This is a genomic window from Exiguobacterium aestuarii (assembly GCF_020171655.1).
Classification (GTDB): domain Bacteria; phylum Bacillota; class Bacilli; order Exiguobacteriales; family Exiguobacteriaceae; genus Exiguobacterium; species Exiguobacterium aestuarii_A.
The window spans coordinates 744,813-767,027 of the sequence record NZ_JAIVAC010000001.1 but is presented as its reverse complement, the minus strand read 5'-3'; the positions used below and the strand labels follow the sequence as shown (position 1 = coordinate 767,027).

General features: G+C 47.0%; 23 protein-coding genes and 1 tRNA gene. 9 read left to right on the top strand and 15 right to left on the bottom strand.

What is annotated here, in order from left to right; all coding sequences use genetic code 11:
- Positions 1 to 55 precede the first annotated feature (55 nt).
- The 3 genes from LCM29_RS04060 to LCM29_RS04050 form a co-directional block, all read right to left on the bottom strand.
- Positions 56 to 967, bottom strand: a complete 912-nt coding sequence (locus LCM29_RS04060; protein WP_224861042.1) for an NAD(P)-dependent alcohol dehydrogenase — start codon at positions 965 to 967, stop codon at positions 56 to 58.
- 99 nt (positions 968 to 1,066) lie between these two features.
- On the bottom strand, positions 1,067 to 2,110 hold the full coding sequence (locus tag LCM29_RS04055) for an ABC transporter permease (RefSeq protein ID WP_214874347.1): 1,044 nt from the start codon (positions 2,108 to 2,110) through the stop codon (positions 1,067 to 1,069).
- Complete coding sequence (locus LCM29_RS04050; RefSeq protein WP_214874346.1) at positions 2,110 to 2,970, bottom strand: ABC transporter permease subunit; 861 nt, start codon at positions 2,968 to 2,970, stop codon at positions 2,110 to 2,112. Before LCM29_RS04050 ends, LCM29_RS04055 begins: the two co-directional genes overlap by 1 nt.
- Positions 2,971 to 3,177: 207 nt before the next feature.
- Here LCM29_RS04050 and LCM29_RS04045 point away from each other — a divergent pair, with 207 nt between their 5' ends.
- Positions 3,178 to 3,492, top strand: a complete 315-nt coding sequence (locus LCM29_RS04045) for a hypothetical protein (RefSeq protein WP_214874345.1) — start codon at positions 3,178 to 3,180, stop codon at positions 3,490 to 3,492.
- Between the two features lie 19 nt (positions 3,493 to 3,511).
- Here the strand turns inward: LCM29_RS04045 and LCM29_RS04040 are convergent, their stop codons facing one another.
- The 4 genes from LCM29_RS04040 to LCM29_RS04025 all read right to left on the bottom strand — a co-directional run bounded on the left by LCM29_RS04040 (position 3,512) and on the right by LCM29_RS04025 (position 6,879).
- A complete protein-coding gene (locus LCM29_RS04040) occupies positions 3,512 to 3,952 on the bottom strand; it encodes a hypothetical protein (RefSeq protein ID WP_214874344.1) in 441 nt (146 codons plus the stop codon).
- 84 nt (positions 3,953 to 4,036) lie between these two features.
- The gene (locus LCM29_RS04035) at positions 4,037 to 4,801 is read right to left on the bottom strand and encodes a DUF817 domain-containing protein (protein WP_214874343.1); all 765 of its coding nucleotides are present in this window, start codon (positions 4,799 to 4,801) and stop codon (positions 4,037 to 4,039) included.
- A gap of 9 nt (positions 4,802 to 4,810) precedes the next feature.
- The gene (locus LCM29_RS04030) at positions 4,811 to 5,671 is read right to left on the bottom strand and encodes a metal-dependent hydrolase (protein ID WP_214874342.1); all 861 of its coding nucleotides are present in this window, start codon (positions 5,669 to 5,671) and stop codon (positions 4,811 to 4,813) included.
- Positions 5,672 to 5,871: 200 nt separating this feature from the next.
- Positions 5,872 to 6,879, bottom strand: coding sequence for a helix-turn-helix transcriptional regulator (locus LCM29_RS04025; RefSeq protein ID WP_214874341.1), 1,008 nt, complete (start codon positions 6,877 to 6,879; stop codon positions 5,872 to 5,874).
- Positions 6,880 to 6,995: 116 nt separating this feature from the next.
- On the opposite strand from LCM29_RS04025, the gene LCM29_RS04020 reads away from it, so the two are divergent.
- Both LCM29_RS04020 and tnpB read left to right on the top strand, forming a co-directional pair.
- Entirely contained in the window at positions 6,996 to 7,841 is an 846-nt protein-coding gene (locus LCM29_RS04020; RefSeq protein ID WP_224861040.1) for an alpha/beta fold hydrolase, read from the top strand.
- A 245-nt stretch (positions 7,842 to 8,086) separates the two neighbouring features.
- Complete coding sequence (tnpB, locus tag LCM29_RS04015; protein WP_224861038.1) at positions 8,087 to 9,175, top strand: IS200/IS605 family element RNA-guided endonuclease TnpB; 1,089 nt, start codon at positions 8,087 to 8,089, stop codon at positions 9,173 to 9,175.
- Between the two features lie 89 nt (positions 9,176 to 9,264).
- Here tnpB and LCM29_RS04010 read toward each other — a convergent pair whose 3' ends face one another.
- The 7 genes from LCM29_RS04010 to LCM29_RS03980 form a co-directional block, all read right to left on the bottom strand.
- Positions 9,265 to 9,702 (bottom strand): hypothetical protein, encoded by a 438-nt coding sequence (locus LCM29_RS04010; protein ID WP_224861036.1) that lies wholly within the window; start codon positions 9,700 to 9,702, stop codon positions 9,265 to 9,267.
- Positions 9,703 to 9,798: 96 nt separating this feature from the next.
- Entirely contained in the window at positions 9,799 to 11,217 is a 1,419-nt protein-coding gene (locus LCM29_RS04005; RefSeq protein WP_224861034.1) for a glycoside hydrolase family 32 protein, read from the bottom strand.
- Positions 11,218 to 11,236: 19 nt separating this feature from the next.
- Entirely contained in the window at positions 11,237 to 12,667 is a 1,431-nt protein-coding gene (locus LCM29_RS04000) for a sucrose-specific PTS transporter subunit IIBC (protein ID WP_214875788.1), read from the bottom strand.
- A 2-nt stretch (positions 12,668 to 12,669) separates the two neighbouring features.
- On the bottom strand, positions 12,670 to 13,608 hold the full coding sequence (locus tag LCM29_RS03995; RefSeq protein ID WP_214783157.1) for a carbohydrate kinase family protein: 939 nt from the start codon (positions 13,606 to 13,608) through the stop codon (positions 12,670 to 12,672).
- Positions 13,609 to 13,715: 107 nt separating this feature from the next.
- Entirely contained in the window at positions 13,716 to 14,705 is a 990-nt protein-coding gene (locus LCM29_RS03990; protein ID WP_224861032.1) for a LacI family DNA-binding transcriptional regulator, read from the bottom strand.
- Positions 14,706 to 14,752: 47 nt separating this feature from the next.
- Positions 14,753 to 15,229 carry an N-acetyltransferase gene (locus LCM29_RS03985; RefSeq protein ID WP_214783163.1) on the bottom strand — a complete coding sequence of 159 codons (477 nt, stop codon included), beginning with the start codon at positions 15,227 to 15,229 and terminating at the stop codon, positions 14,753 to 14,755.
- Between the two features lie 87 nt (positions 15,230 to 15,316).
- The gene (locus LCM29_RS03980) at positions 15,317 to 16,180 is read right to left on the bottom strand and encodes a cation diffusion facilitator family transporter (protein WP_214692206.1); all 864 of its coding nucleotides are present in this window, start codon (positions 16,178 to 16,180) and stop codon (positions 15,317 to 15,319) included.
- A 180-nt stretch (positions 16,181 to 16,360) separates the two neighbouring features.
- Between LCM29_RS03980 and LCM29_RS03975 the strand changes: the two genes are divergently transcribed.
- The 4 genes from LCM29_RS03975 (at position 16,361) to LCM29_RS03960 (ending at position 20,214) form a co-directional block, all read left to right on the top strand.
- Positions 16,361 to 16,672 (top strand): hypothetical protein, encoded by a 312-nt coding sequence (locus LCM29_RS03975; RefSeq protein ID WP_026826028.1) that lies wholly within the window; start codon positions 16,361 to 16,363, stop codon positions 16,670 to 16,672.
- A gap of 40 nt (positions 16,673 to 16,712) precedes the next feature.
- Positions 16,713 to 17,504: a class I SAM-dependent methyltransferase gene (locus LCM29_RS03970; RefSeq protein ID WP_224861029.1), complete on the top strand. Its 792-nt coding sequence runs from the start codon at positions 16,713 to 16,715 to the stop codon at positions 17,502 to 17,504.
- A 138-nt stretch (positions 17,505 to 17,642) separates the two neighbouring features.
- Positions 17,643 to 20,036, top strand: a complete 2,394-nt coding sequence (locus LCM29_RS03965) for an immune inhibitor A domain-containing protein (protein ID WP_224861027.1) — start codon at positions 17,643 to 17,645, stop codon at positions 20,034 to 20,036.
- Between the two features lie 107 nt (positions 20,037 to 20,143).
- Positions 20,144 to 20,214, top strand: a tRNA-Thr gene (locus LCM29_RS03960).
- A gap of 154 nt (positions 20,215 to 20,368) precedes the next feature.
- Here LCM29_RS03960 and LCM29_RS03955 read toward each other — a convergent pair.
- Positions 20,369 to 21,535, bottom strand: a complete 1,167-nt coding sequence (locus LCM29_RS03955) for a tyrosine-type recombinase/integrase (protein WP_224861025.1) — start codon at positions 21,533 to 21,535, stop codon at positions 20,369 to 20,371.
- 192 nt (positions 21,536 to 21,727) lie between these two features.
- Here LCM29_RS03955 and LCM29_RS03950 point away from each other — a divergent pair, with 192 nt between their 5' ends.
- Entirely contained in the window at positions 21,728 to 21,886 is a 159-nt protein-coding gene (locus tag LCM29_RS03950) for a hypothetical protein (protein ID WP_224861023.1), read from the top strand.
- A 38-nt stretch (positions 21,887 to 21,924) separates the two neighbouring features.
- Positions 21,925 to 22,203 carry a hypothetical protein gene (locus tag LCM29_RS03945; protein ID WP_224861021.1) on the top strand — a complete coding sequence of 93 codons (279 nt, stop codon included), beginning with the start codon at positions 21,925 to 21,927 and terminating at the stop codon, positions 22,201 to 22,203.
- Positions 22,204 to 22,215 lie beyond the last annotated feature (12 nt).

Sequence of the window (22,215 nt, the reverse complement as noted above, 5' to 3'; positions counted from 1 at the left end):
GAAGTTCAACATTGATATCCTGTTTTCATAATACTATCAATCATCTGATTCATTCCTATTCAATTGTCACAATCACATTCCCAACTTTTTTCCCTTGATCGACATATCGATGTGCCTCGACAATCTCATCCAGTGGATAAACTGAATCAATAACGGGTTTCAGCTCTCCTGCTTCAAACAATTCGTTCAAGAACCTCAAATCCTCTTTTCGTTCACTCGCTGGCCCCTGTCCCGCAACAGAACGGAATGACCCGTTCTCCGCAACATGTTTTCGAGCCAATCGCCTATCGATTTTTCCAGACGCATCAAACACCACATCATACGTACCCAATTCGCGGTCGTAGCCTTCTTTCGAATAATCGACGACCACATCTGCCCCGAGTCGCTTTACGAGCTCCACATTCCGCTCATGGCAAACTGCTGTGACATGTACGCCGAAATGTTTTGCAATCTGTACGGCAGTGGAGCCGACTGCACCTGAGCCACCATAAATCAAAACATTTGTCGCCCGTTCGATGTTTGCTTTCCGTAAAAAATGTAATGAGGTCGTCCCTCCGAACGGAAGTGCCGCCGCCTCGATAAAGCTGGCATGCTCGGGCATCTGAACCACACATTTCGATTCGTTCACACAAGCAAACTCCCCATATCCACCAAACCTCATCCCGGTGAGCGCATAGACGTTCTCCCCTACTTGAAAGCTCTTTACACCACTACCGACCTCTACCACTACACCTGCCAACACGACTCCAAGAATCGGTTGTCTTGGCGCCTTGAGCCCCATAACTATCCGCATCGGTAGTTGTCCGAGTACAGGAACGTCCAGTGCGCGAAGTCTTCGATCTCCTGAGTGAACGGCCGATGCATGTACTTGAATCAGTAGCTCATTGCTTTTGGGTTTCGGGCGGTCTACGTCTTGAATGACGAACACTTCTGGTCCCCCATACGCCGTACAAATCGCAGCTTTCACGTTGATTCACTCCTTTTCTGATTTGTCACTTCTTTCTGTTATATACGTTCCCGCAATCATGAGGGTTCAGTCGATTTGGCATAGAAAAACCAGATGACATCATAAGATATCATCCGGTTCATTCTTTAATGATACACTCGCATCTACGAGAGAAAACGGATTGTCGAGCGACGCGGCTGCTGCTTCTGATTGTGCGATGTTTATTTCGGTCACCATCGGTTCTTGTCGACGTAGACGGAACGCCCGTTCGAGTCGACTGGTCAATAAATTAAAGATAAAGATCAACGCCGCGAGCGCAATCGCAGGGATCAGGAATAGATGATTTGTCATCCATGTCATCGCTGTGAATTGTCCGAAATAGTATCCAAACATCGAAGACCATTCATAAATCGTCGGCATGACTCCTTCATGCAAAAGAACAGTCCCTCCAAAGAAGATTCCAAACAATGAAAGATGAATGAGCAACATGAGCGTCTGTACGAATTGTTGCATAAATACGATGACAAGCGTCGGAATCAGATGGGGCAAGAGATGAAGTTTCACGCGATGCCAGACGCTGCCACCAAGTGTCTGGGCAACAATCATAAACTCTTGTTGTAACAATTGACGAATCTCCGTGATGAGATATAGCGTGACGGCAGGTAATCCGAGAACGACTAAAACGATTAGCTCAATCTTCACCCGATCCCATAGTGGAGGCACTTGTGTCGAATCCCAAAAAATCATCGTCGAGGCGAGCATCATCAATGCGAGTAAAGATATCGGCAAAATCAAGAATCCATCGAGCAACGTTTTAAAAAAGTGATTCAATCGCGCTCCTCTAAAAGCAAGCGGTATCCCTATCAATAAGCCGATGACCATTCGTCCAAGTGCGACAATCGCACAGATACTAACGGTCCATTTAAATCCTTCCACGAGCATCTGAAATAAATCATATCCAGCATTGTCTGTCCCGAGCCATTGATATTTCGAAGGTTCTAGTGGTGGTATTCCGATGAGTCTCCCTTCATCCGAGTACAGCATAAGCGTTTGATCTACGTTCCCATCACGAAACACGGTATTTCCAACACTCATCAGCAATAGACCCGTGACAATGACAAAGCAGAAGATAAAAATCGGGTCACGCATTAATACGCGTCGCATCAAATCCCTCCTTTCCATGCATTCGGAATAATCCATTCAATCAGTAAATCCAACAGAAAAATCGGGATATAGATGACGAATAAAATGACGAGCAAGATCTCCATCTGTGGGTTGTAGACGGCGAATCGAAACAGTCCCTGGACGTTGAACAAATATTCAACGATGAGAAGTGTCGATAAGATGGTGATGATGTTTGAACGAAAAAAGAGGTAGAAGCGATAGATGATGTTCGGCAACAAATGCTTCCAAAACAGCCCTCTAGGTTGAATCCCTTTCGCTTGGGCAAGCTCAAGGTAAGGGATGGCCTCTTGTTCATGGATATGGATGGTCAGCCATTTGATAAAGAAGAATAACGTTGTCAGTGTCAATGTGACAATCGGTAGAAATCGTATGTATTCTGCGAACCCACCAGCTACTTCGATTCGGTCAAACCCTGTTGCTCTATGTATAGAAATAGCAAGAAACTGTGAGAAGATTAACCAAAATAAATCAGGCACCATCTCGAGCGTCTGACTCGTTTGGTGCAGGACGGTGCGAACCCGCCTGCCGCTCCGATAATAGTAGTAGGCATACAGGAGACCAAGTATGGTCGACACGGCGAGCGCCGTCGTAAAAATGATGACCGACTCTTTGACGAGCGGTCCAAGTGCAGGTAATAAAGGTAAATCTGTTTGAGCGGTGACATTGTAGTATGTAATCTCATCAAGCTTTTGGAGTTGGTCCAGCTGTTGTTGGATGCCGTTCCAGTAACTCGTCAGACTAAAATCTGTTTGAACGACGAGCGTCGGTAGCGCACTGATCGCAATCAAGACAAAGAATGCGATGACAAGATGTGCAGATTTTCGTGCAAAATAGGCCATAGTTCTGTCTCCTTTAGATGAGATATCTCAATCATAAGTGTGGAAAGATTCTCGTTATTCCTTCATTTTGTAAAGGGAATTATATCCAAAGACACTTTCCATTGATTCTAGCATAACTATTATGTGAATAGAAACAATTTTCAGAAATCATGATGGAGAATGATGTATGCTATGATGGATTTATAGAAATATTTAGGGGGTTGAAGCATGTGGATTATTTTTGGATTAGCTGCCATCGGGGCCACGCTATTGAATTTGACTGTCTTTATGATGGAGAAAGATTACAAACTGCCAATGGCGATTGCGCTGTCCTTGACTGCTCTCACGCTATGCGCCGAGTATAGCTTAATCAATATGTGGGTCGAAGCAGAGGACTGGGCTGCCTTAAAGGATGTGGTGCCCGGAATGTCACGCGCATTGTGGTTCTTGACGATTGCGGCGATTTTCTTGAATCTCCTTCCGATATTTTTAGAGAACATTCGTCAAAAAAGATTCTCTTCCGATAAAAAACAATCCGATTGATTATTGGAATACTTCCATCTCAATCGGATTTTTTACTTTTTTGTGAGTAAGTCGAAAACAACAGCTCGCCGTCCTCAGACCTCAACTCATAATCAATTCCGTTTTGAAACTGCTTCGTCATCGTCGCGCGACATGTAAAAACATGCCCCGGACCATATGCAACATCCGGAATTTCCTTGAAGCCGTACGCCCGCTCGCCGAACCATAGCTTCACGTTCGATGAACCCTTCGATGATCGGTCATCGACGACATAACATTCTCCCGTCTCGACAATGTAATTCGTCGTCATACGGTCGTACGTCTCCATACCTGCCATTCCAAGTACAAGAAAAGAACAAAAAAATGCGAGAACGGCTTGACCTAATTTCACACGATTGCGTGTTTTCCGCCAATCTATCCAATAGATGACAAGAGAAGCCAGACACAATAATCCAATGAACCAATAGAATACAATTTCCAACAACCCAATCACCTCAATTTATAATACGAATTTCCTCGAAAAAAGATTCGAAGCTTCTCACAAAAAAACTCGACACAGGTCGAGTTAAGTCGTTTCATACTCCAGCTTTCGCTTTTGCCAAGCCACGAGCAGGATGCTGATGATGACGAGTAGGAACCACGAAGACAGTTTTCCTAAATCAACGATGGCCCAACCGTTCAACTGGTCCGGATACGCCCAGCCGTTGTAAAAGGTCACAATATTTTCAGCGAGCCAGATGAAGCAGGCAATCAAGAAGAACGACAGCACGACCGGCATCTTGAATCGCCGATCATCGAGTTTGTACGAGACAACCGAGCGGCCAAACGCCAAGAAAATGAGTGCGATCAATAGCCATCGCAAATCTAGCCAAACATGGTGCCAGAAGAAGTTGAAATAAATCGCAATGCCTAGTCCGAAGGCGATGATCGGGTTAGGCATCTTCGTAAACTGTAAATCGAGACGACGCCACGCTTGAACGACATAACTCCCGACGCTCGCATACATAAAGCCCGCATAGAGCGGGACGCCCCATACTTTTGTGAACGCCTCATCCGGATAGCTCCATGACCCCATCTGTACTTTGAATAGCTCAAGTCCAAGACCGATGACATGGAACCAGCTGATGACTTTCACTTCTTCGATTGTTTCAAGTCCTGTCTTTACGAGGAACACTTGGACGAGCACACACCAGATAAATAAGACATCGTAACGGGGAAACGGCAACTCTACAAATTTCGTGACGGCGAGTGCACCGAAGATGGCGACTGGAAAAATACAACTGAGTGCCTGTTCGTAAGCGAAAATAAAGAGATAGCGGATGGGTTCCATCGATTGATCCTACCTTTCTATATATTCGTATAAGAAAGAAGACTCTCCGTCATAAAAACGTGGGTCAAAGACGCCGAGCCGTTCTTCATTTGCCACGATGACAACGAACGGTGACCATTTAGTCAATGTGAGTGCCTCTTGATTCGCTTCAAACAATGGTTCAAGACTCACTTGTTCGTCAGACGTCAAGTTGTATTGCAAGGTTGCTTCTTGATAAATGGAGTCTTTAAAAAGCGATACGGTTTCGTCAGTCTTCGTGATGACGGTGAACTGCGTCGGGATAAAAGAAGCCGAGAGCGCCACTTCGTCATATTCATCTGCATATGCCTGATACAAGTAAGCTCCTTGCGCACTTTGAATCGCGACATATAGGACGAGGCAAGCCCATGCATACCGATACGTCTTATAGCGCACTTCTTGTTTACGGGCTACGAGCCAGGCGACCAAGAAGATGCCCCAATAGACAAAGTCGACAATCGGGATCACACCGAATGTGATCCTCACGTCCGAGATCGGTTCGAAGTAGCCAGTCCCCCACGCATTGAACAAGTCAGATGTGTTGTGTATGAATACAGACAACAGAGCCCACCAAAAATAACGGATGTCCGTCACTTGAAAGAGAAGACGAACGAGTATGTAGATGAGCAGTGCGAAGAGCGGGACGAGAAAGATGGAGTGGGTGATGCCGCGGTGCCACATCTGATACATTCCTTCCGTGTCCCATAGTCTTGAAATCACATCACTGTCCGGGATTTGACTCCCGACGAGCGTCGTGACGAATAAGGCTCGTTTTTCATGTTGTTGTAAATCACGTTTATCGGCTGCACCATATAGCGTTAGACCGAATAACGTATGTGTAATCGTATCCACGTTCTACCTCCATAGCGAAAGAGACATCTCCCAATCAAGGATGATGTCTCTTCATGTTAGTTCTCTTTATCCATTTTCATGGCGCGTCTTGCGACGATCGTTACGAAAATGACAGCGACAATCGGAATGATCAATGGCATCCAATTCAACATCCGCCTGTCCCCCTTCATTAAGTGTCGCAAGCAGTATAGCACATCTGATTACTCGATGGATGAATGAATGCTTGTATTCTCATAAGTATTTGCCATTTTTTCAATCGTTGCCTTCATATGGTCGCGAAGCGTGAGTGGTTCAACGACTTCTACTTGTGCCCCTAAAGAGAGCAACCAGTAAATGAATCCGTCAGACACGGCCGCATCGAAACGGATGAGGAAGCGTTCTTCATGTTCAGACACAGAGACGTCTTCTCCTAACTTATCGAAGATGACCGGAAGAACGCGCTCATCGACCGACAAGACGATTTGCTCATCCAAGCCGTTGTACATATTGAAGGACTTTTGGTAGTAGTCATCTGGAAGATGGTGTTTCGGACGAATGGTGCCGTCCTCTACAATCTCGGAGTTGACGATTCGGTCGACCCGATAGTTCCGAACCTCTCCGATCGATTCATCGATGCCAATCAAGTAATACTGTTCGTGATTCCAATGCAAGTCGATTGGATTGATGACGTACCGCTCTCCTTCACGACGGAGCGGGAACGTCCGCTTCGTCACGTCGAATCCGATGACATCCGTATATTGGAACGAGATGGCTTTCCGTTCATGAATCGCTCGCTGAATGCGGTCGATATGGTATGGAATCTGTCCGTGTTTTTTCTTCGGTGTCTTAATGATTGATTGTAACGTCTGCGCCTCAGGATTGCTCGTCAGCATTTGAAGCTTTTCAACGATCTCTTCGGTCACGTCTTCTGAGATGAATTTGGCTGCGACGATGGCATCGACCATCATTCGAAGTTCGTGAATCTCGAACAAACGAGCAGAGTGCCAATATTTTTTGGCGAGACCATTCTTCTCCAATTCATCCTGCACTTCAAACCCCGAATTATTCAGTGCTTGGATATCGTCTTTCACCGATTTTTTTGCTAACTTAGAAGTATCTCCAATTGTTGACAAGTATTCGAGCAAATCTTCTAGTGTTTTAGGATTTGCTTCGTCCGTGTAACGTTCGAAGAAACGCCGAACTTCAAGTAACCGCTCTCGGTTATTCACGGTTCTATCCCCTTTCATTTCTATATCTATAATATGTATAAACAGACATTATCATTTTATTTCCACGAAATAAAGGTATTTTCCATTACAAACTGTTTAAGGAGGCGCCATCTGAAGTGAAATATTACGCACACGTCGACGGCTCAAAAATTGAATATATAGACCGTGGCCACGGTCCTGTGATCGTACTGATTCATGGGACCCAGTCATCGAGTTTAGAACCATACCATGTGGACCAGCTCGTTTTGTCCGGTTTTCGGGTCATAGTCCCATCTAGACCCGGATATGGAGAAACACCGTACTCTTTTTCAGCATCTCCTCAACTCTTTGCATCCCGACTCGCTCACTTGATGCAAATGCTAGAAATTGATCAATATCATGTTTATGGCATCTCTGCCGGAGGACCGACCGCAATTGAACTCGCTTCTCAAAACCAACGTGTACGAAGCTTGACGCTAGCTGCGGCTGTAACGAGTGTCGTCGATTTTCCGTATCGGGACACAGTCAGCAGAAATATTGTCCAACCCGCATTCATCGCACTTCAATACATCATGAAACAATTCATTGCTCGTGCCATTCAAAAACATCCGTTCGAAGCGACGGCACGCATGATTCAATCGACGAGTGTGTTGGCACTTGAGACGATTCGAGAAGAGGTGTCTCCTTATGACATCTTCCTCCTCAAGCGTGTCGCCAATCAAATGGCGTTTGGCCTTGGGGCCCAGTTCGATTTGAAACAGCGTGTATCGAGCGAAGTCTTACTCGGTGTGACGTGTCCGACCTATATCATTCACTCGAAAAATGACAAAGCCGTCCCCTTACGCCATGCTCATTATGCGAAGCGGTTGATTCCCCATGCTCAGCTAACGATCCTGAACAGCCCGGGACACCTCATTTGGGTCGGACGGGAAGCGAGAAAATCAGAGCGACAAATCGAACGGTTCATTCGATTCAACTCGTAAGCATCTCATAAAGAGGTGCTTTTTTTACGTATTTAACTGAATCAGGCGAGAATTCTCCCTCCTCTAAGCGTCTCGTGGCGTAGCCCGGCGTAGGCGGGAGATGAATCGCCCGGTCCAAAACTCTTCTCTCTCTGTGACAGATGTAGCGAACAAAAGTTCGTGATTCCGTCAGATTCTTCTTTCATCTCCGCGGGTATCGGATGAGGAGGACACATCACAATCTTCTGGAGGGAAGAGGGACGGACATGCTGAAAGGCTACAAATACAGGCTCCATCCGACGCCGGCACAGGCCGAGTTCCTCATCAAGACGATCGGTTGCGCCCGGTTCATCTACAACAAGCTGCTCGAGGACCGGATCGCCATCCGCGAGGAGGCGAAGGCGGGGAGCGACACGAAGCGGAAACCGGCGACACCCGCCTCCTACAAGCCCCTGTTCCCGTTCCTCGCCGAGGCGGACAGCCTCGCGCTCGCGAACGCGAAGCTGAACCTCGACAACGCGTTCGCGAAGTTCTTCGCCGGGACGGGCGGCTTCCCGGCCTTCAAGTCGAGACGACGGTCGCGCGCCTCCTACACGACGAACAACCAGCACGGCACGATCCGCATCGAGGCGGGCAAGGTCCGGCTGCCGAAGGTCGGGTTCGTGCGGTTCACACAACATCGCCCGTTCGAGGGCGTCATCCGGTCGGCGACGGTCTCGATGACCAAGACGGGCAAGTTCTTTGTCTCCATCCTCGTCGAACAGGACGATGAACCATGGATCCCAGCCGAGAACAAGGTCGGGATCGATCTCGGTCTGGAGCACTTCGCCGTCATGACGAACGACGCGATGGTATCGGAGAAAATCGAAAACCCACGTTTCCTTCGACAATCCGAAGCGAAGGTCAAGAAGGCGCAGCGCGCTTTGTCACGCAAGAAGATCGGGAGCAAGAATCGTGAAAAGGCCAAATTACTTTTGGCCAAGAAACACGAAAAGATTGCCAACCAACGCAAGGACTTCCTTCACAAACTGTCGAGACGGATCGTTGACGAGAACCAAGTCATCGTCGTGGAGACATTGAAATCGAGCAACATAATGAAGAACCGACGCTTAGCCAAATCGGTTGGCGATGTCAGTTGGTACGAGTTCGTCCGTCAACTCGAGTACAAATCAAACTTCTACGGACGGACGCTCATCAAGGCGGATCAATGGTTCGCATCCACTCAAATCTGTTCCACTTGCGGAGTAAAGGGCGAGAAGAAGAAGCTGGATGTCCGTGAATGGACGTGTGCCTGTGGCGCGCATCATGACCGAGACATCAACGCGAGCATCAACCTGTTGATGTTGGCAAACTAAAACGAATTCCTTCAGGGTGGGAACCACCCGACGAGCTTGGTAAACAATCGTGGCTGGTGAGAGCACGGTCTTCCCAAGAAGCTCCCCCTTCAATTTGCGAAGCAAATAAGTGGCGAGTAGTTCACTCCGAGGATATCAATCAAGCGATTCGTCGTATGTTCTGGTAACTTCCAAATAACGTCCGTCCGTTCGAGTTTCGTGATCGCACTCGGACGGTTTGGTTGACCGAGCCAAAGCTGATAGCATTCCTGTTCTCCACCCTTATAGTGCAACATCAGATCAAAATCGGGAGCCACTTCAATCTCAATGCCTTCGATTTCTTCCGAACTTCGTAGCATTTCCGCGAACACCCGAACCCGGCTCAATTCATGAAACTCTAACTTTACTTCTGGATTCACTATTCCACGCTCCGTTGACTCCGCCACCATCACGTGTTCCATTTCTTCTCTCTCAAGTTCTTCTGTATCGATTTTATAAGCCATCGTTATTTTACGAATCTCACCTGCCCAACGAATCCATTTATCCATCATTTCACCCCTCTCGCCTAATATACGTCGCACCATTTAAATCGGTTTCAATATTTGGGAAAATAAAAAAGCCGAGCAAACGCTCAGCTTTTACACTCATTCATACTTCCAACCAACTAATGTCGCATCCGCTCCGACGAAGCGAATCCGTTTCTCGTCATCACTTGGGAAGACACGAAGCGTTGCCACGGCGTCACCTTCGTTGACGAAACATTCAACACTTGAGGAATCGACGAACAGATGAAGGGACTTGACCTCGTTCACTTTTGTCCGGGTCGTCCCGAACTCGGTCGCGAACGGTTCACCCGCGTTTGTCCGATCGATGGTCAATTCGCGTGTATCTTTCTCGTACCGAATCACAAGCGACTCTTCTTCTGTCTTCAATAGTTCAAGCTCGAAGTCTTCTCCGGACGTCGACAATTTCAATTCATAACGTTCGGGCGAAATCATTTCGATATGCGTACCTGATTCGTCTGCGAACTGATTAGTTCGGAGTTGCTTCATTTCAGGGACTGGTCGTTGTTTTAATACGCCATCCTCAACCGAGAGTTCTCGAGGAAGCGTCAACGCATGGGCCCAACCGTAGCGGTCTGTCGGATATTCAATCTCCGGTAAGCCCATCCAGCCGACTAGAATACGACGACCATCATGCTCCGTCGTTTGCGGAGCGTAAAAGTCGAAACCGAAGTCGAGCTCTTCAAACGACTCGTGCGTGAAGACGAGCGTCTCTAAATCAAGAGTACCTGTGACATATCCGGATTGATAGATGTTGTGGTAGCGATGACCCTCAGGCTCAATCCCTTGCGGAGAAAAAATGAGAACATGTCTTCCATTCAGTTCAAACACGTCAGGACATTCCCACATGTAACCGAACCGCTCAAGTTCGGTCTTCACTTCACCTAAAAACGTCCATTCATTCAAGTCGGTCGAACGATATAAAACGACACATCCTGTCTCATCCGTTCGCTGTGCACCGACAATCGCATAATACGATTCATCTTCTTCCCATACTTTCGGATCACGGAAATGTTCCGTGTAGCCTGCTGGAATATCCGGGATTGCCACATTACGACGCTCAATTACCCCGTCACGTAAGACACCGATAATTTGCGAGGCGTGACGCGTCCAATCGTCGGTACGATGATTCCCGGTGTACATCACATGAAGGGTATCATCAACGACGAATCCACTTCCAGAATATGCACCATGAGAATCTTCCTTCGTTTCAGGGACTAACGCCACCCCGCGGTCCGTCCAATGGACGAGATCAGTTGAACTGACATGGTACCAATGTTTGAGACCGTGAACTGGCCCGAGCGGGAACCACTGATAGAATAGATGGTACTCTCCATCGTAATATGCGAAGCCGTTCGGATCATTGAGGAGGCCCGTAGGCGGCTGGATATGGTATCCAAACCGCCACGGGGATGCGGCCGTCTTAGTACGGAGCACCTCCATCTCGAGGGCGCTCACGTCACGGAGTGAACGATAACGTTCGGCCTTCGTCCAATTCATAGTGTCACTTCCTTTTTCATTATGCGGCTTGTTTGACCGCTTCTTTTTTTGCTTGTCGCTTCGCGAGGATGAATGTCAATCCAAATGTCACGGCGAATGCGATAGCCATACCGATGATATATGAGATGATTGAACCAGGTGCGATTGAGATAATTCCCGGTAACCCAGCAGCACCGAGCGCTACTGCCAATACGTCGTTTCCGACGATGAATGCAGAGGCGATAGCTGAACCGACGATGGCAGCGATGAACGGATAACGAAGCTTTAAGTTAACCCCGAACATGGCAGGCTCTGTGATCCCAAGTAATGCTGAGATTCCTGATGCTGATGCAACACCTTTCATCTTTTTATCAGCAGTCAAGAAGAAGACAGCGAGTGTAGCCGCCCCTTGCGCGACGTTCGACATCGCAGCGATTGGGAAGATGAACGATCCGCCAGTTTCGGCGATATCCGCAAGAAGCTGTGTTTCAATCGCGATGAAGCTATGGTGCATACCTGTAATAACGATTGGGGCGTAGAGAAGACCCATGATCAAACCACCGACGAATCCGAGTGAATCATACGTCCATACCAACCCATCAATGATCAAGTTCCCTGCTTCACGAGTGATCGGACCGACGAAAGCGAACGTGATGAACGCTGTGAAGAGGAGAGAGAGTAATGGCGTAAGCAAGATATCAAGTGACGCCGGCATGAACTTCCGGATGTTGATTTCAAGCTTCGATAAAATATACGTCGAGACGAGGACTGGTAAGACTTGTCCTTGGTATCCTAACTTCTCAATCTCAAGACCAAAGATGTTCCAAACCGGAATTTCTTCAACAGTTGCCTGTGCATATGCGTTGATCAAGTCCGGGTGAACCATGATCATCCCGAGCGCTGCACCAAGATATGGGTTACCCCCGAATCGCTTGGCTGCGGAGAAACCTATGAGTACAGGTAAGAAGACGAAGGCGGCATTCGCGAACGTATTAATCATTGCTGCGAGGTCTGCCATGCCTGGATACTGGTCAATCAATGAACGTCCTTCAAAGAACAAATCCGGTGCCGTCAATAAGTTGTTGATCCCCATCAAGAGACCGCCGGCGACAATCGCCGGAATGATTGGAACGAAGATATCCGATAACATTTTGACGAACTGTTGGAGCGGGTTCATCTTTTTCGCTCCGGCTGATTTCACATCTGTCGTCGACATATCACCAAGTCCTGTTAATAACGAGAACTCTGTATATACCTTGTTGACCGTACCTTGTCCGATGATGATTTGGTATTGTCCTCCCGTTGAGAACGTTCCTTTGACAACATCGAGTTGTTCGAGAGCTTTCTCATCAACCTTCGACTCATCGTTCAATACGAGACGAAGACGCGTCGCACAGTGAGCAGCTGCCGCCACGTTTTCTTTCCCACCAATCGCTTCTAATATCGATGCTGCTTCTTTTTTGTAATCCATCTTCATTTCCCTCCTAACGTTTCATTCACAAGTTGTCGTGATGGAATTGCTGGAATAGCGCCATAAGCTGTACATGTTAATGCACCCGTTACGTTTGCATATTCGATGTCGGAACGTAAGCGCTCCGGGTCAAATCCGAGCGTCGCCAACCGATACAAATAAGCACCGACAAACGCATCTCCCGCTCCTGTTGAATCGACACTGTCGATTGAGATTGAAGGAACGATTTCGTGATGCGTGCTTGTCGCAATCAATGTCCCACGAGACCCTAATGTGATTGCAATCTGTTTTGCACCTAATTGAAGTAGTGCTTGAACAGCGTCTTCAAGTTGCTCTTTACCGGTCAACAAGTGCGCTTCTTCTTCACTCAATTTAATGAAGTCTGATTCTGCGATGAAATGTCTCGCATCTTGTTTGAACTGCTCAAGGTCCGTGATCAACGCATCTCGATAGTTCGGGTCAAATGAGATGAACAAACCATCCCGCTTTGCAAATTGTAATAATTTGAAGTACGCATCTTTTAGTTTTCCGTCTAGTAATGCTGTCGCAGAACCGAAATGAATGAGATCACCTTTTTGAATCAATGACAAATCGATGGATTCAAACGCATAATCTCCATCACTTCCGCGACGGAATGTGAAGTCCCGCTCTCCGTCCTCTTGAATCGACACAAAAGCGAATGTCGTATCTCCCGATTCAACAAGGTTGTCTGTGCTGACTCCGTTGTCGGTCAACGTCTGTTTCAGGAAAAGACCGAACGGGTCATTCCCGACTTGTCCGAGAAAACTCGACTGTCCACCATGCTTACTGACGACTGCAGCCACATTTGCAGGTGCGCCACCTGCTTTTTTGACGAACGTCGTTCCGTTGACGAGGTCGCTCGAGGCATCCTCGCATACCCAGTCAATCAACAATTCGCCGATACAATGTACGGTGTTCATATCGTCCACCTCCAAAAATCTTATAAGTTCTACATACGATTGGTACCGGTTCCAATTTAGAATAAAAAATGTTGCGGAACCGGTTCCGCAACACAAATGTAAACGATTTAATTCAGCTTGTCAACGCTTTCGCGCACTTTTAATTCAAAAATTGTGAACGTTTTCATCGGAACGTCATTTCCTTGTAAAAGTTGAAGCATCATATCTGCCGACTTGGCCCCAGTTCGCCGATACGGAAGATGAACAGTAGTGATTGATGGATGTAAGACTTCCGTGAAATCATAGCCACCAAAGCCACTGACAGAGATGTCATTCGGAACAGAAATCCCCTGATTCGCCAGTCCCTTCAATACACCAAGGGCAATATTGTCTGTTGCACAAATAATGAGTGAGGTCGAGCCAATCTCCTTGGCCAACCGTTCTCCAACCGGAATGGCATCTTCGATTTTAAAGGTTGTCTGAACGACTGTGACGCGTGCATCCGCCTCATGAAGCGCCTTTAAAAATCCATCACGTCGATCTTGTCCGACTGCGATATCTGCCTCCGAAACACCGACGTAGACGACGTCCCGATGACCCCATTTCGTGAACTCTCTACCGAGAGCATATGCGGCTTCATAGTCCGGGTAGACGAGACTGTGCACGTTGTCATGCTGTTGACCAATCAGCAACACTGGGATTTGAATCGCCTCTATTGCTTCGAGGTGACGGTCGGTGACAGTCGTTCCGAGCCAAATGATACCGGCGACCTTTTGTTTGGCGAGGTTGTATAATTGTTCAATCTCTCGTTCCGTCTGTTGTGCCGTGTTGACGACGAGCATCTGATAGCCTCGTTCTGTCAATCGTTCATCGATTCCCATCATCGTACGCGAGGCAGCGTAAGAATCGAGTCGCGGAACGATGACCCCAATCATCTTCGTCTGTTTTGACTTAAGACTTTGAGCGAATTGATTCGGTTCATAATTGGTTTCCCGGATGACCCGATCGAGCTTCTCTCTCGTCTTCTTCCCTACCGATCCACCGTTCAAATAGCGGGAGACTGTACTCTTTGCGACCCCTGCGAGTTCGGCGATATCTTTAATGGTGACCTGCTTCATCCTTACCCCTCCATATGAAAAAAGCTGACGTGCGAGACGCCGTCAGCTTAATGGTTTACTACATATCGTTTCTTGAAATTTAAATAATATAGACCGTTTCGCTTTTCAAATCCGTTTTGAACGAGCACTTGATGCATCTCTTGTTGATGTGGGCTTGTCGGTGGAATGCCGGCGCGAACTGTTTGTCCATCCATCAATTTTGAGTCCAATAAGGCGAGACGTAAACCTTCCGTCGCATATCCCTTATTTTTGTATGCATCAAACACCATCAGGTCAAGTTGGTAAACTCGGGCAAGCTTGAGCAACAAGACTTTACCGACAAGTTTATCATCGACCATCAAGTCGTAATAAAAGTCTTCTCCGTAACTATGCTCTTCTGCATGATAGAGTTGCTCCGTCCCCATTTCTTCGAGGATTCCTTTCAATTCTTCAGCAGAAACGCCATATGAGTTTTCTCCATATTTCTGAAAGTGTTCATATTCGATCTCATCAATCTGGCGAATAGGTTGACGCACGATGTTCATCCCGTGCCCTCCTTAACTAGTAGTTCAATATCTGTCTGCGCTTATTATAAACGAATCCAATCATGAAGCGCAAAAGATAACCGAACGTCAAATCGGTTCAATATGAATATGCACCGAATCGACCGCATGCTGTTCATCCAGTTTTCGTTCGATTTCGTCACATAATTCATGGGCCGCGTCCACGGTCAAATCTCCATCAACTGCAATTGTCACATCGAGCATCACGTGATTTCCTAGATGACGCCCCTTAATCTCCCGAACTTCTTTCACACGTTCAAATTGTTCAATCGTTTCCTCATAAGACTCGACGAGGTGTGGAGGGAATCCGTCAGAAAGCTGATGGGTTGCATCTAAAAAGATTTGGATCGCTGTCCGGATGATCATGCCGGCAATAACAATTGCCAAGACAGTGTCCATCCAAGGCAGTTGGAAATAAGCGAATAGCACACCCAGCGTAGCTCCAACTGAAATCATCGCATCGGCCAAGTTGTCTTTCGCCGCAGCCTTAAGCGCCAATGATTTTGTTTTCTTTGCGAGGTTCAAGTTGAAGCGATACACCCCGAACATAACGAGCGCACTGGCGAACGCGACGACCGCCGCTAACGGGTTCGGTTCTGCATATTCTCCCCCGATTAAATTCGACAGACTATTAAAGAAGACGAAAATACCGACCGCAATCATGATCAATGAAGCGATGAGTGCAGAGATTGTCTCCATCTTCGCGTGACCATATTTATGCTCAGCATCCCGAGGTAACGCCGCAACCCGAATTCCAATATAGACGGCGACCGACGCGATAATATCCGTCGTATTGTTGAATCCATCGGCTAAAACCGCCTCAGATTCATATAAATATCCGAAAAACACTTTTAATATAGATAAGATCAAATATGCCGTGATTGACACAATCGCTCCCTTGAGCGCTTTTGGTGGATGATTTGTAGTCTCCATCCGCCCACCTCCTTATTAGCTCAGTTAGTATAGCAGGTGAACTTCGTGTGGGGATAGAGAAACAATGTTTCTTATACTCAAAATAAATGGAATATATTCCCGGTAGTTTCGTTTAACAAATTTTATGGTAAAGTAAACAGGAAGAGACCTTAGGGTTAAACCGCAAAAGAGGTGAAACAGATGTTTACAGAACGAGATGGAATCAAATTAAGATTGGAACAAATTGACAGATTGCTAGTGGATTTGAATCGTGAAGCGAAACAATTGATGGCGCGCCTTCGCGAGTTAGATGCCTCTGGAGAAAATCCGCATGAAGTATCCTTGAAACCTGAAGAACGTGATACGTTGAAATCGTCAATCGACGAGACACTCGAAGCACTTCAAAGCCGTTCAAAACGTCCGGTGAACGTGAACGACGAGAAGAAGAAAGAACTCGCTTCTCACAAAGCACTAATCGACGAACTGTCAGATTTACTCAGTAAGAAAAAATGAGACGCGACTGCGTCTCATTTTTTATGAAGGAGCTCGTCCCATGTATATCGTAACCACTTGTTTACGTCCGACAGATGAAGTATTGTCTCGGGCGCAAGCGCATGCCACATTATATAATATGAAATTTATCGAGCGACGCAAACATTCCATTGAGGAATTGAAAAAGCGGCATCGCCAAGATGTGCTCGTCTTTGACAAGCGACGCGTCGAGTTCACACCATTACAAAGTAAAGAGCCATTCTTTTTTCACCCTTCTAGTTCGGTTTTTCGGGTGAAGCAACTCAGTCGTGGCGGAACAGATCCACTCATTGACGCATTACAAGCAATACCTGGTGATCGTATTTTAGATTGTACGCTTGGACTCGGATCAGACAGTATCGTTATGAGCCATGCCGTCGGTTCAACCGGTAAAGTAATCGGTCTTGAGAGCCAATTCATAACGGCACAGCTCGTCCGAGAAGGCATGTCCGTTTGGGTCGAAAAAGATGAGCAGGTGAATGAGGCGATGCGCCGCATTGAGGTCGTTCATACGAATTCTCTCGAATATTTGAAAACATGTGCGGAAAATTCGTTCGACTGTATTTACTTTGATCCGATGTTCGAAAAAACGATTTCAGAATCGGTTCATCTGAACCCACTTCGCTCAATCGCCGACACCTCCCCACTCTCAAAAGAGTTGATGGTTGAAGCAAATCGAGTAGCTAAGAAACGAATTGTCTTAAAGGCTCATTTTGAGAGCGATGCCTTCAAACACTATGGTTTTACTCAGGTAAAGAGAAAAACATCGAAATTCCATTATGGATATATCGACCTGGAGTCTAAGACTATTTAGTACATATTGACTAAATAGGTCTTTAGACTCTTTTTTAGGTTATTATTTTCTGAATATTGACATTAATCAGACACAAACGGTACATTTACAACAAGCTCACACATTTTCCCATTATTTTTTTACAGGAGGTTCATACAAATGAAAAAACGTTCCATCCGTCGAACGACACTCGCGGCTCTCATGACATCTGCCATGACAGTCAGTATCGTTCCGGCCGCTGGTGCTGCACCGCTTTCGGTTGCACCATCTGTGCCGACAACGAGCGAGCTTGCTCCGTTCGACCACAACATCATCGATGAAGATCGTCTCGCAAAAGCACTCGAGAAGCGTGGCGTCATCAAAAAAGGATTGTCAGCATCGGAGCGCATGAAAGCGGTCGACGCGTATATCGCGAAAAAACAAGGTGAAGCGAAAGATCCACATAAGCACGACGACGAATTGAATGAGAAGGCTTCAAAAGCAAAAGAGAAGATACATACTCAATTCGAAAAAGAAACTGAACGAATTCTCGACAAAGCGAAAAAAGGTCAAGCGAACTACCGTAAAGGAAAGCCGAACGGTCAAGTGAAGGTTTCTCCGGCACAACAATCATCTTATAACGGTGCAGTGCGTGAAGATAAGGTCCTCGTCCTTCTCGTCGAGTATAGCGACTTCAAACACAATAACATTATTCAAGAAGCAGGCTATATGTATAGTGACAACTTCAGCAAAGAGCACTATGAGAACTATATGTTTGGTGACCAACCATTTGAACTCTTCAACGGAGAAAAGGTTCAAACTTTCAAACAATACTATGAAGAACAATCAGGTGGCAGTTACACGGTCGACGGAGAGGTTTCTGAATGGTTAACCGTACCTGGAACTGCTAAAGACTATGGTGCAGACAAAGGCGATGGTGGTCATGATAACGTCGGTCCTGGTCCGCGTCAACTCGTTAAAGATGCGTTAAACGCTGCTGTCGCATCAGGAATCGATCTTGCCGAGCACGACCAATACGATCTTTATGACTTGGATGGAGACGGTGATTTCAATGAGCCAGACGGACTCGTCGACCACTTGATGATCATCCACGCTGGTACTGGTCAAGAAGCTGGTGGTGGTGCACTCGGTGACGATGCAGTATGGTCACACCGTTGGGTCCTTAACGGCGTTTATCCGGTAGCCAACACAGAAGCTGCAGTTCCTTATTGGGGCGGAAAAATGGCGGCGTACGATTACACGATTCAACCTGAAGACGGTGCAGTCGGCGTCTTCGCACACGAATTTGGACATGACCTCGGTCTTCCAGATGAGTACGATACGCAGTACACAGGTCAAGGTGAGCCAGTACAATCATGGTCAATCATGAGTGGCGGTAGCTGGGCTGGTAAAGTCGCTGGTACAGAGCCAACAAGCTTCTCACCACAAAACAAAGAGTACTTCCAAAAAATCATGGGTGGAAACTGGGCGAACATCACAGAAGTCGACCTTGAAGATATCAACTCACAAGGTTTTGTCTCTCAACTCGACCAATCTGTGACGAAGTCAAACAACCCAGGAATTGTCAAAGTTAACCTTCCTGATAAGAAGATTAAAGGAATCGAACCAGCTTATGGCGAGCGCTACTACTACTCGACAAAAGGTGACGACATCCATACAGAAATGGCTACACCTAGCGTGAAACTTGGTGCGGACGGTGTACTCACATTTGATTCATTCTATGAAGTCGAATCAGATTACGACTACTTGTATGTGAAAGCCGTCAGTGGCGGTAAAGAAGTTGTCCTCGATGTGTTCGGTGACGACGTCAATGGCGAAAACGAAGCTGGATACCCTGCTGAGACGACGAACGGTGCATGGGTCAACAAGTCTTATGACCTCTCACAATTCGCTGGACAAGATGTACAGATTGTATTCGAATACGTGACAGATGGCGGCGTCGCAATGAAAGGCTTCGCGGTCGACAACTTGTCAATCCAATCAGAATCAGCAACACTCTTCGCAGATGATGCGGAAGGCGCTGAAGCCGTCACGCTTGATGGGTTCGTCAACTCAGACGGATACGATTCAAAACCGCATTACTACTACCTCGAATGGCGTAACCATGCCGGGTCGGATATGGGTCTTCTCAACGGCCGTGGCGTGAAATACAACACTGGTCTTGTCGTGTGGTACGGTGATGACTCGTACACAGACAACTGGGTCGGTGTCCACCCTGGTGAAGGCTTCCTCGGTGTCGTCGACTCTCACCCAGAGGCGCTCATCGGAAACTTGAACGGGAAAGAGACAGTTGCAGGTAGCACGCGTTACCAAATCGCTGATGCTGCATTCAGTCTCGATAAGACACTCGCTTGGTACATCGATTCACCAAGTCGTGGTGTGTATGATTACAAAGCACAAGCTGGCGTGAAGCAGTTCAATGATGCGAATTCGTACATCAACTCACTCATCCCAGATGCAGGACGTAAACTTCCGCAATACGGGCTCGTCATTGACGTTGTCGGTGAAGCGAAAGACAATTCTGCAGGTGCTGTTTGGATCCGTACAAAATAAGCATGAACCATTTGACCTCCAGTCTTCCGCTAAGGAAGATTGGAGGTCTTATTATTCTGAAAAAGCTTGAAAAATGGAAGGAACGTGTGTAACATAGTTGATGTAACGCCTCTGTAGGTTAGTGGCAGACCTCAGCAATGGTAATGCTGCAGCACGAGTTCGATTCTCGTCGGAGGCATCAAAAACACCGCTCAACGAAGCGGTTCAGAGCACTTCCTGTTTATGACAGGAGGTGCTTTCTTTTTGGTGTGGCACAGAAATGGCACAGTTTTCGTTTTTTCATGTCGTGAGCACTATTTTGTCGAATCGGTTTTCAATTTGTCGAACGATTGTTACTCGTTTGATAGCTTTTGATCCATTAACGCCCCGAACGTCTCGGCCGTCTGTTTCTGGAGCGTCATCGTCACGTGGGTGTACATATCCATCGTGACACTGATATCCTTGTGCCCTAACCGCTCCTGTACGACCTTCGGATGCTCTCCTATTTCGAGCAATAGCGTGGCATGGGTGTGGCGCAGGTCGTGGATTCGGAAGTCCTTAGGCAGTCCTTTCTCCTTCAGGACGCGTTTGTGCCAATGGCGGAGATAGGAGCGGTGCTTCGGCTTCCCTTCAATCGTGAGGAATACAAGGTTTGCGAATGTCGGCTCTGGCTCGTTCCGCATCTTCTTCACGAGGAACATCCATTGCATCTTGTACCACTTCAACGTCTGGACCAAGTCGTTCGAGATGGTGACGTGACGGACGCGTTTGTTCTTCGTCCCGTCCAACGAGTAACATTTGTCTTTTGTGCTGTACGATAATGAGTGAGCGACACGGATCGTCGCATTCTCGAAGTCGATGTCCGACCAGCGGAGCGCCAATACCTCACCAATGCGCATACCGGTGTATGCTGCAGTCTTCAAGGCAACATAATTCCCGTGGTTTGCTTCTTCCTCAGCCAACTCTTTGCACCCGTTTAAATAGGATGTGAGTTGCAGCGAGTCGAAGGTGTGAATCTCCTTCTTCGGCATGCGGAACTGTTTGATGACGCTGACCGGGTTCTCGCTCACATACTTGTTTCGGACGGCATATGCGAATAGCGAGGACAGGATGCTCCGATACGTGTTCGTCGTCTCGGGTGCCAGTCCTTCCTCTTGCAATCCCTTTAGGAAAATACGAATGTCTCGGGTTGATATTTCCGCGACTAGTCGACCCGAGAAATTATCAAGGATCCGGTTCATTCGTGCCGTGTAGCTATCCCTGGTATTAATGGATAGTTCGGCTACGTGCTCACTTAGCCATTCTTCTGCCACGTTTTCAAAGTTAAGATTCTCGCTTTTCTTCTTCGCTACATCAAACTCGCCCGACTCAAATCGTTTGATCAAAGATGCAATTTGCGAATGCATCTCACGTTTTGTTTGAGCAAAGACCCTCTTCTGTATTCTGTTTCCGACATTGTTATACCCTAGCGTTATACGTGAGTAATAGCGTTTCTTTTTCTCATCATATTGAATATTCATCTTCATCCCCCTACCCTGTGCATGAGAGTAAGCAAAACCATCCTACCTCACTCTCTCTGTATAGACAATATTACACCAAATGAAAGAACGTTTGTTCCTGTTTTTGAATGAAAGGTAGAAAGGTTTTCCTTCTATATAATGCGGGAATAATCAAGTAGTAAAGTCATCTAGTCAACTAGATAGGAGGGCGTCATGAACATTGTGGTCATCGGTGGGACCCAAGTGGCGATCAAGGGAACGACGAAGGAGATTGAAGACTTGTTGCGTCGGTTGCAAGCGGTGACGGTGGAGCAAACGGGCTCGGTCACGAAGTATGTAACGCAGGACAAACGGATACGTGTGGCGAAATAGGCTCTCGAACGAGGGCTTTTTTTGTTTGGAGGGATATCATGAAATGGAGCATCATTGAACAACGACTCGTCCCTGCTGACGTGCATGGTCGGTACAGAGCCACTTGGAAACTGGCGGAGACGTACGGCAAGACGGATGTATTCCTGGGATTGTCGACGGACCCGATTGTCATCATGACACCAGTGGACGAGCACACCTATCGACAGACAACATTATCGCATGACCCTGAGGCGTTCAGGGATTTATGGGAGAATGACCGGCGGAACGAGTTGCCAGAGCTGCGGAGGTTTCTTGAAGTGAGTAACCTAATGAAATAATCACACTAAGGA

Coding starts and splice junctions, on each gene's coding strand:
- LCM29_RS04055 (WP_214874347.1), bottom strand. CDS start 2,110: ATGCGACGCGTATTAATGCGTGACCCGATTTTTATCTTCTGCTTTGTC.
- LCM29_RS04050 (WP_214874346.1), bottom strand. CDS start 2,970: ATGGCCTATTTTGCACGAAAATCTGCACATCTTGTCATCGCATTCTTT.
- LCM29_RS04045 (WP_214874345.1), top strand. CDS start 3,178: ATGTGGATTATTTTTGGATTAGCTGCCATCGGGGCCACGCTATTGAAT.
- LCM29_RS04035 (WP_214874343.1), bottom strand. CDS start 4,801: ATGGAACCCATCCGCTATCTCTTTATTTTCGCTTACGAACAGGCACTC.
- tnpB (WP_224861038.1), top strand. CDS start 8,087: ATGCTGAAAGGCTACAAATACAGGCTCCATCCGACGCCGGCACAGGCC.
- LCM29_RS04010 (WP_224861036.1), bottom strand. CDS start 9,702: ATGGATAAATGGATTCGTTGGGCAGGTGAGATTCGTAAAATAACGATG.
- LCM29_RS04005 (WP_224861034.1), bottom strand. CDS start 11,217: ATGAATTGGACGAAGGCCGAACGTTATCGTTCACTCCGTGACGTGAGC.
- LCM29_RS04000 (WP_214875788.1), bottom strand. CDS start 12,667: ATGGATTACAAAAAAGAAGCAGCATCGATATTAGAAGCGATTGGTGGG.
- LCM29_RS03995 (WP_214783157.1), bottom strand. CDS start 13,608: ATGAACACCGTACATTGTATCGGCGAATTGTTGATTGACTGGGTATGC.
- LCM29_RS03990 (WP_224861032.1), bottom strand. CDS start 14,705: ATGAAGCAGGTCACCATTAAAGATATCGCCGAACTCGCAGGGGTCGCA.
- LCM29_RS03985 (WP_214783163.1), bottom strand. CDS start 15,229: ATGAACATCGTGCGTCAACCTATTCGCCAGATTGATGAGATCGAATAT.
- LCM29_RS03980 (WP_214692206.1), bottom strand. CDS start 16,180: ATGGAGACTACAAATCATCCACCAAAAGCGCTCAAGGGAGCGATTGTG.
- LCM29_RS03975 (WP_026826028.1), top strand. CDS start 16,361: ATGTTTACAGAACGAGATGGAATCAAATTAAGATTGGAACAAATTGAC.
- LCM29_RS03970 (WP_224861029.1), top strand. CDS start 16,713: ATGTATATCGTAACCACTTGTTTACGTCCGACAGATGAAGTATTGTCT.
- LCM29_RS03965 (WP_224861027.1), top strand. CDS start 17,643: ATGAAAAAACGTTCCATCCGTCGAACGACACTCGCGGCTCTCATGACA.
- LCM29_RS03955 (WP_224861025.1), bottom strand. CDS start 21,535: ATGAATATTCAATATGATGAGAAAAAGAAACGCTATTACTCACGTATA.
- LCM29_RS03950 (WP_224861023.1), top strand. CDS start 21,728: ATGAACATTGTGGTCATCGGTGGGACCCAAGTGGCGATCAAGGGAACG.
- LCM29_RS03945 (WP_224861021.1), top strand. CDS start 21,925: ATGAAATGGAGCATCATTGAACAACGACTCGTCCCTGCTGACGTGCAT.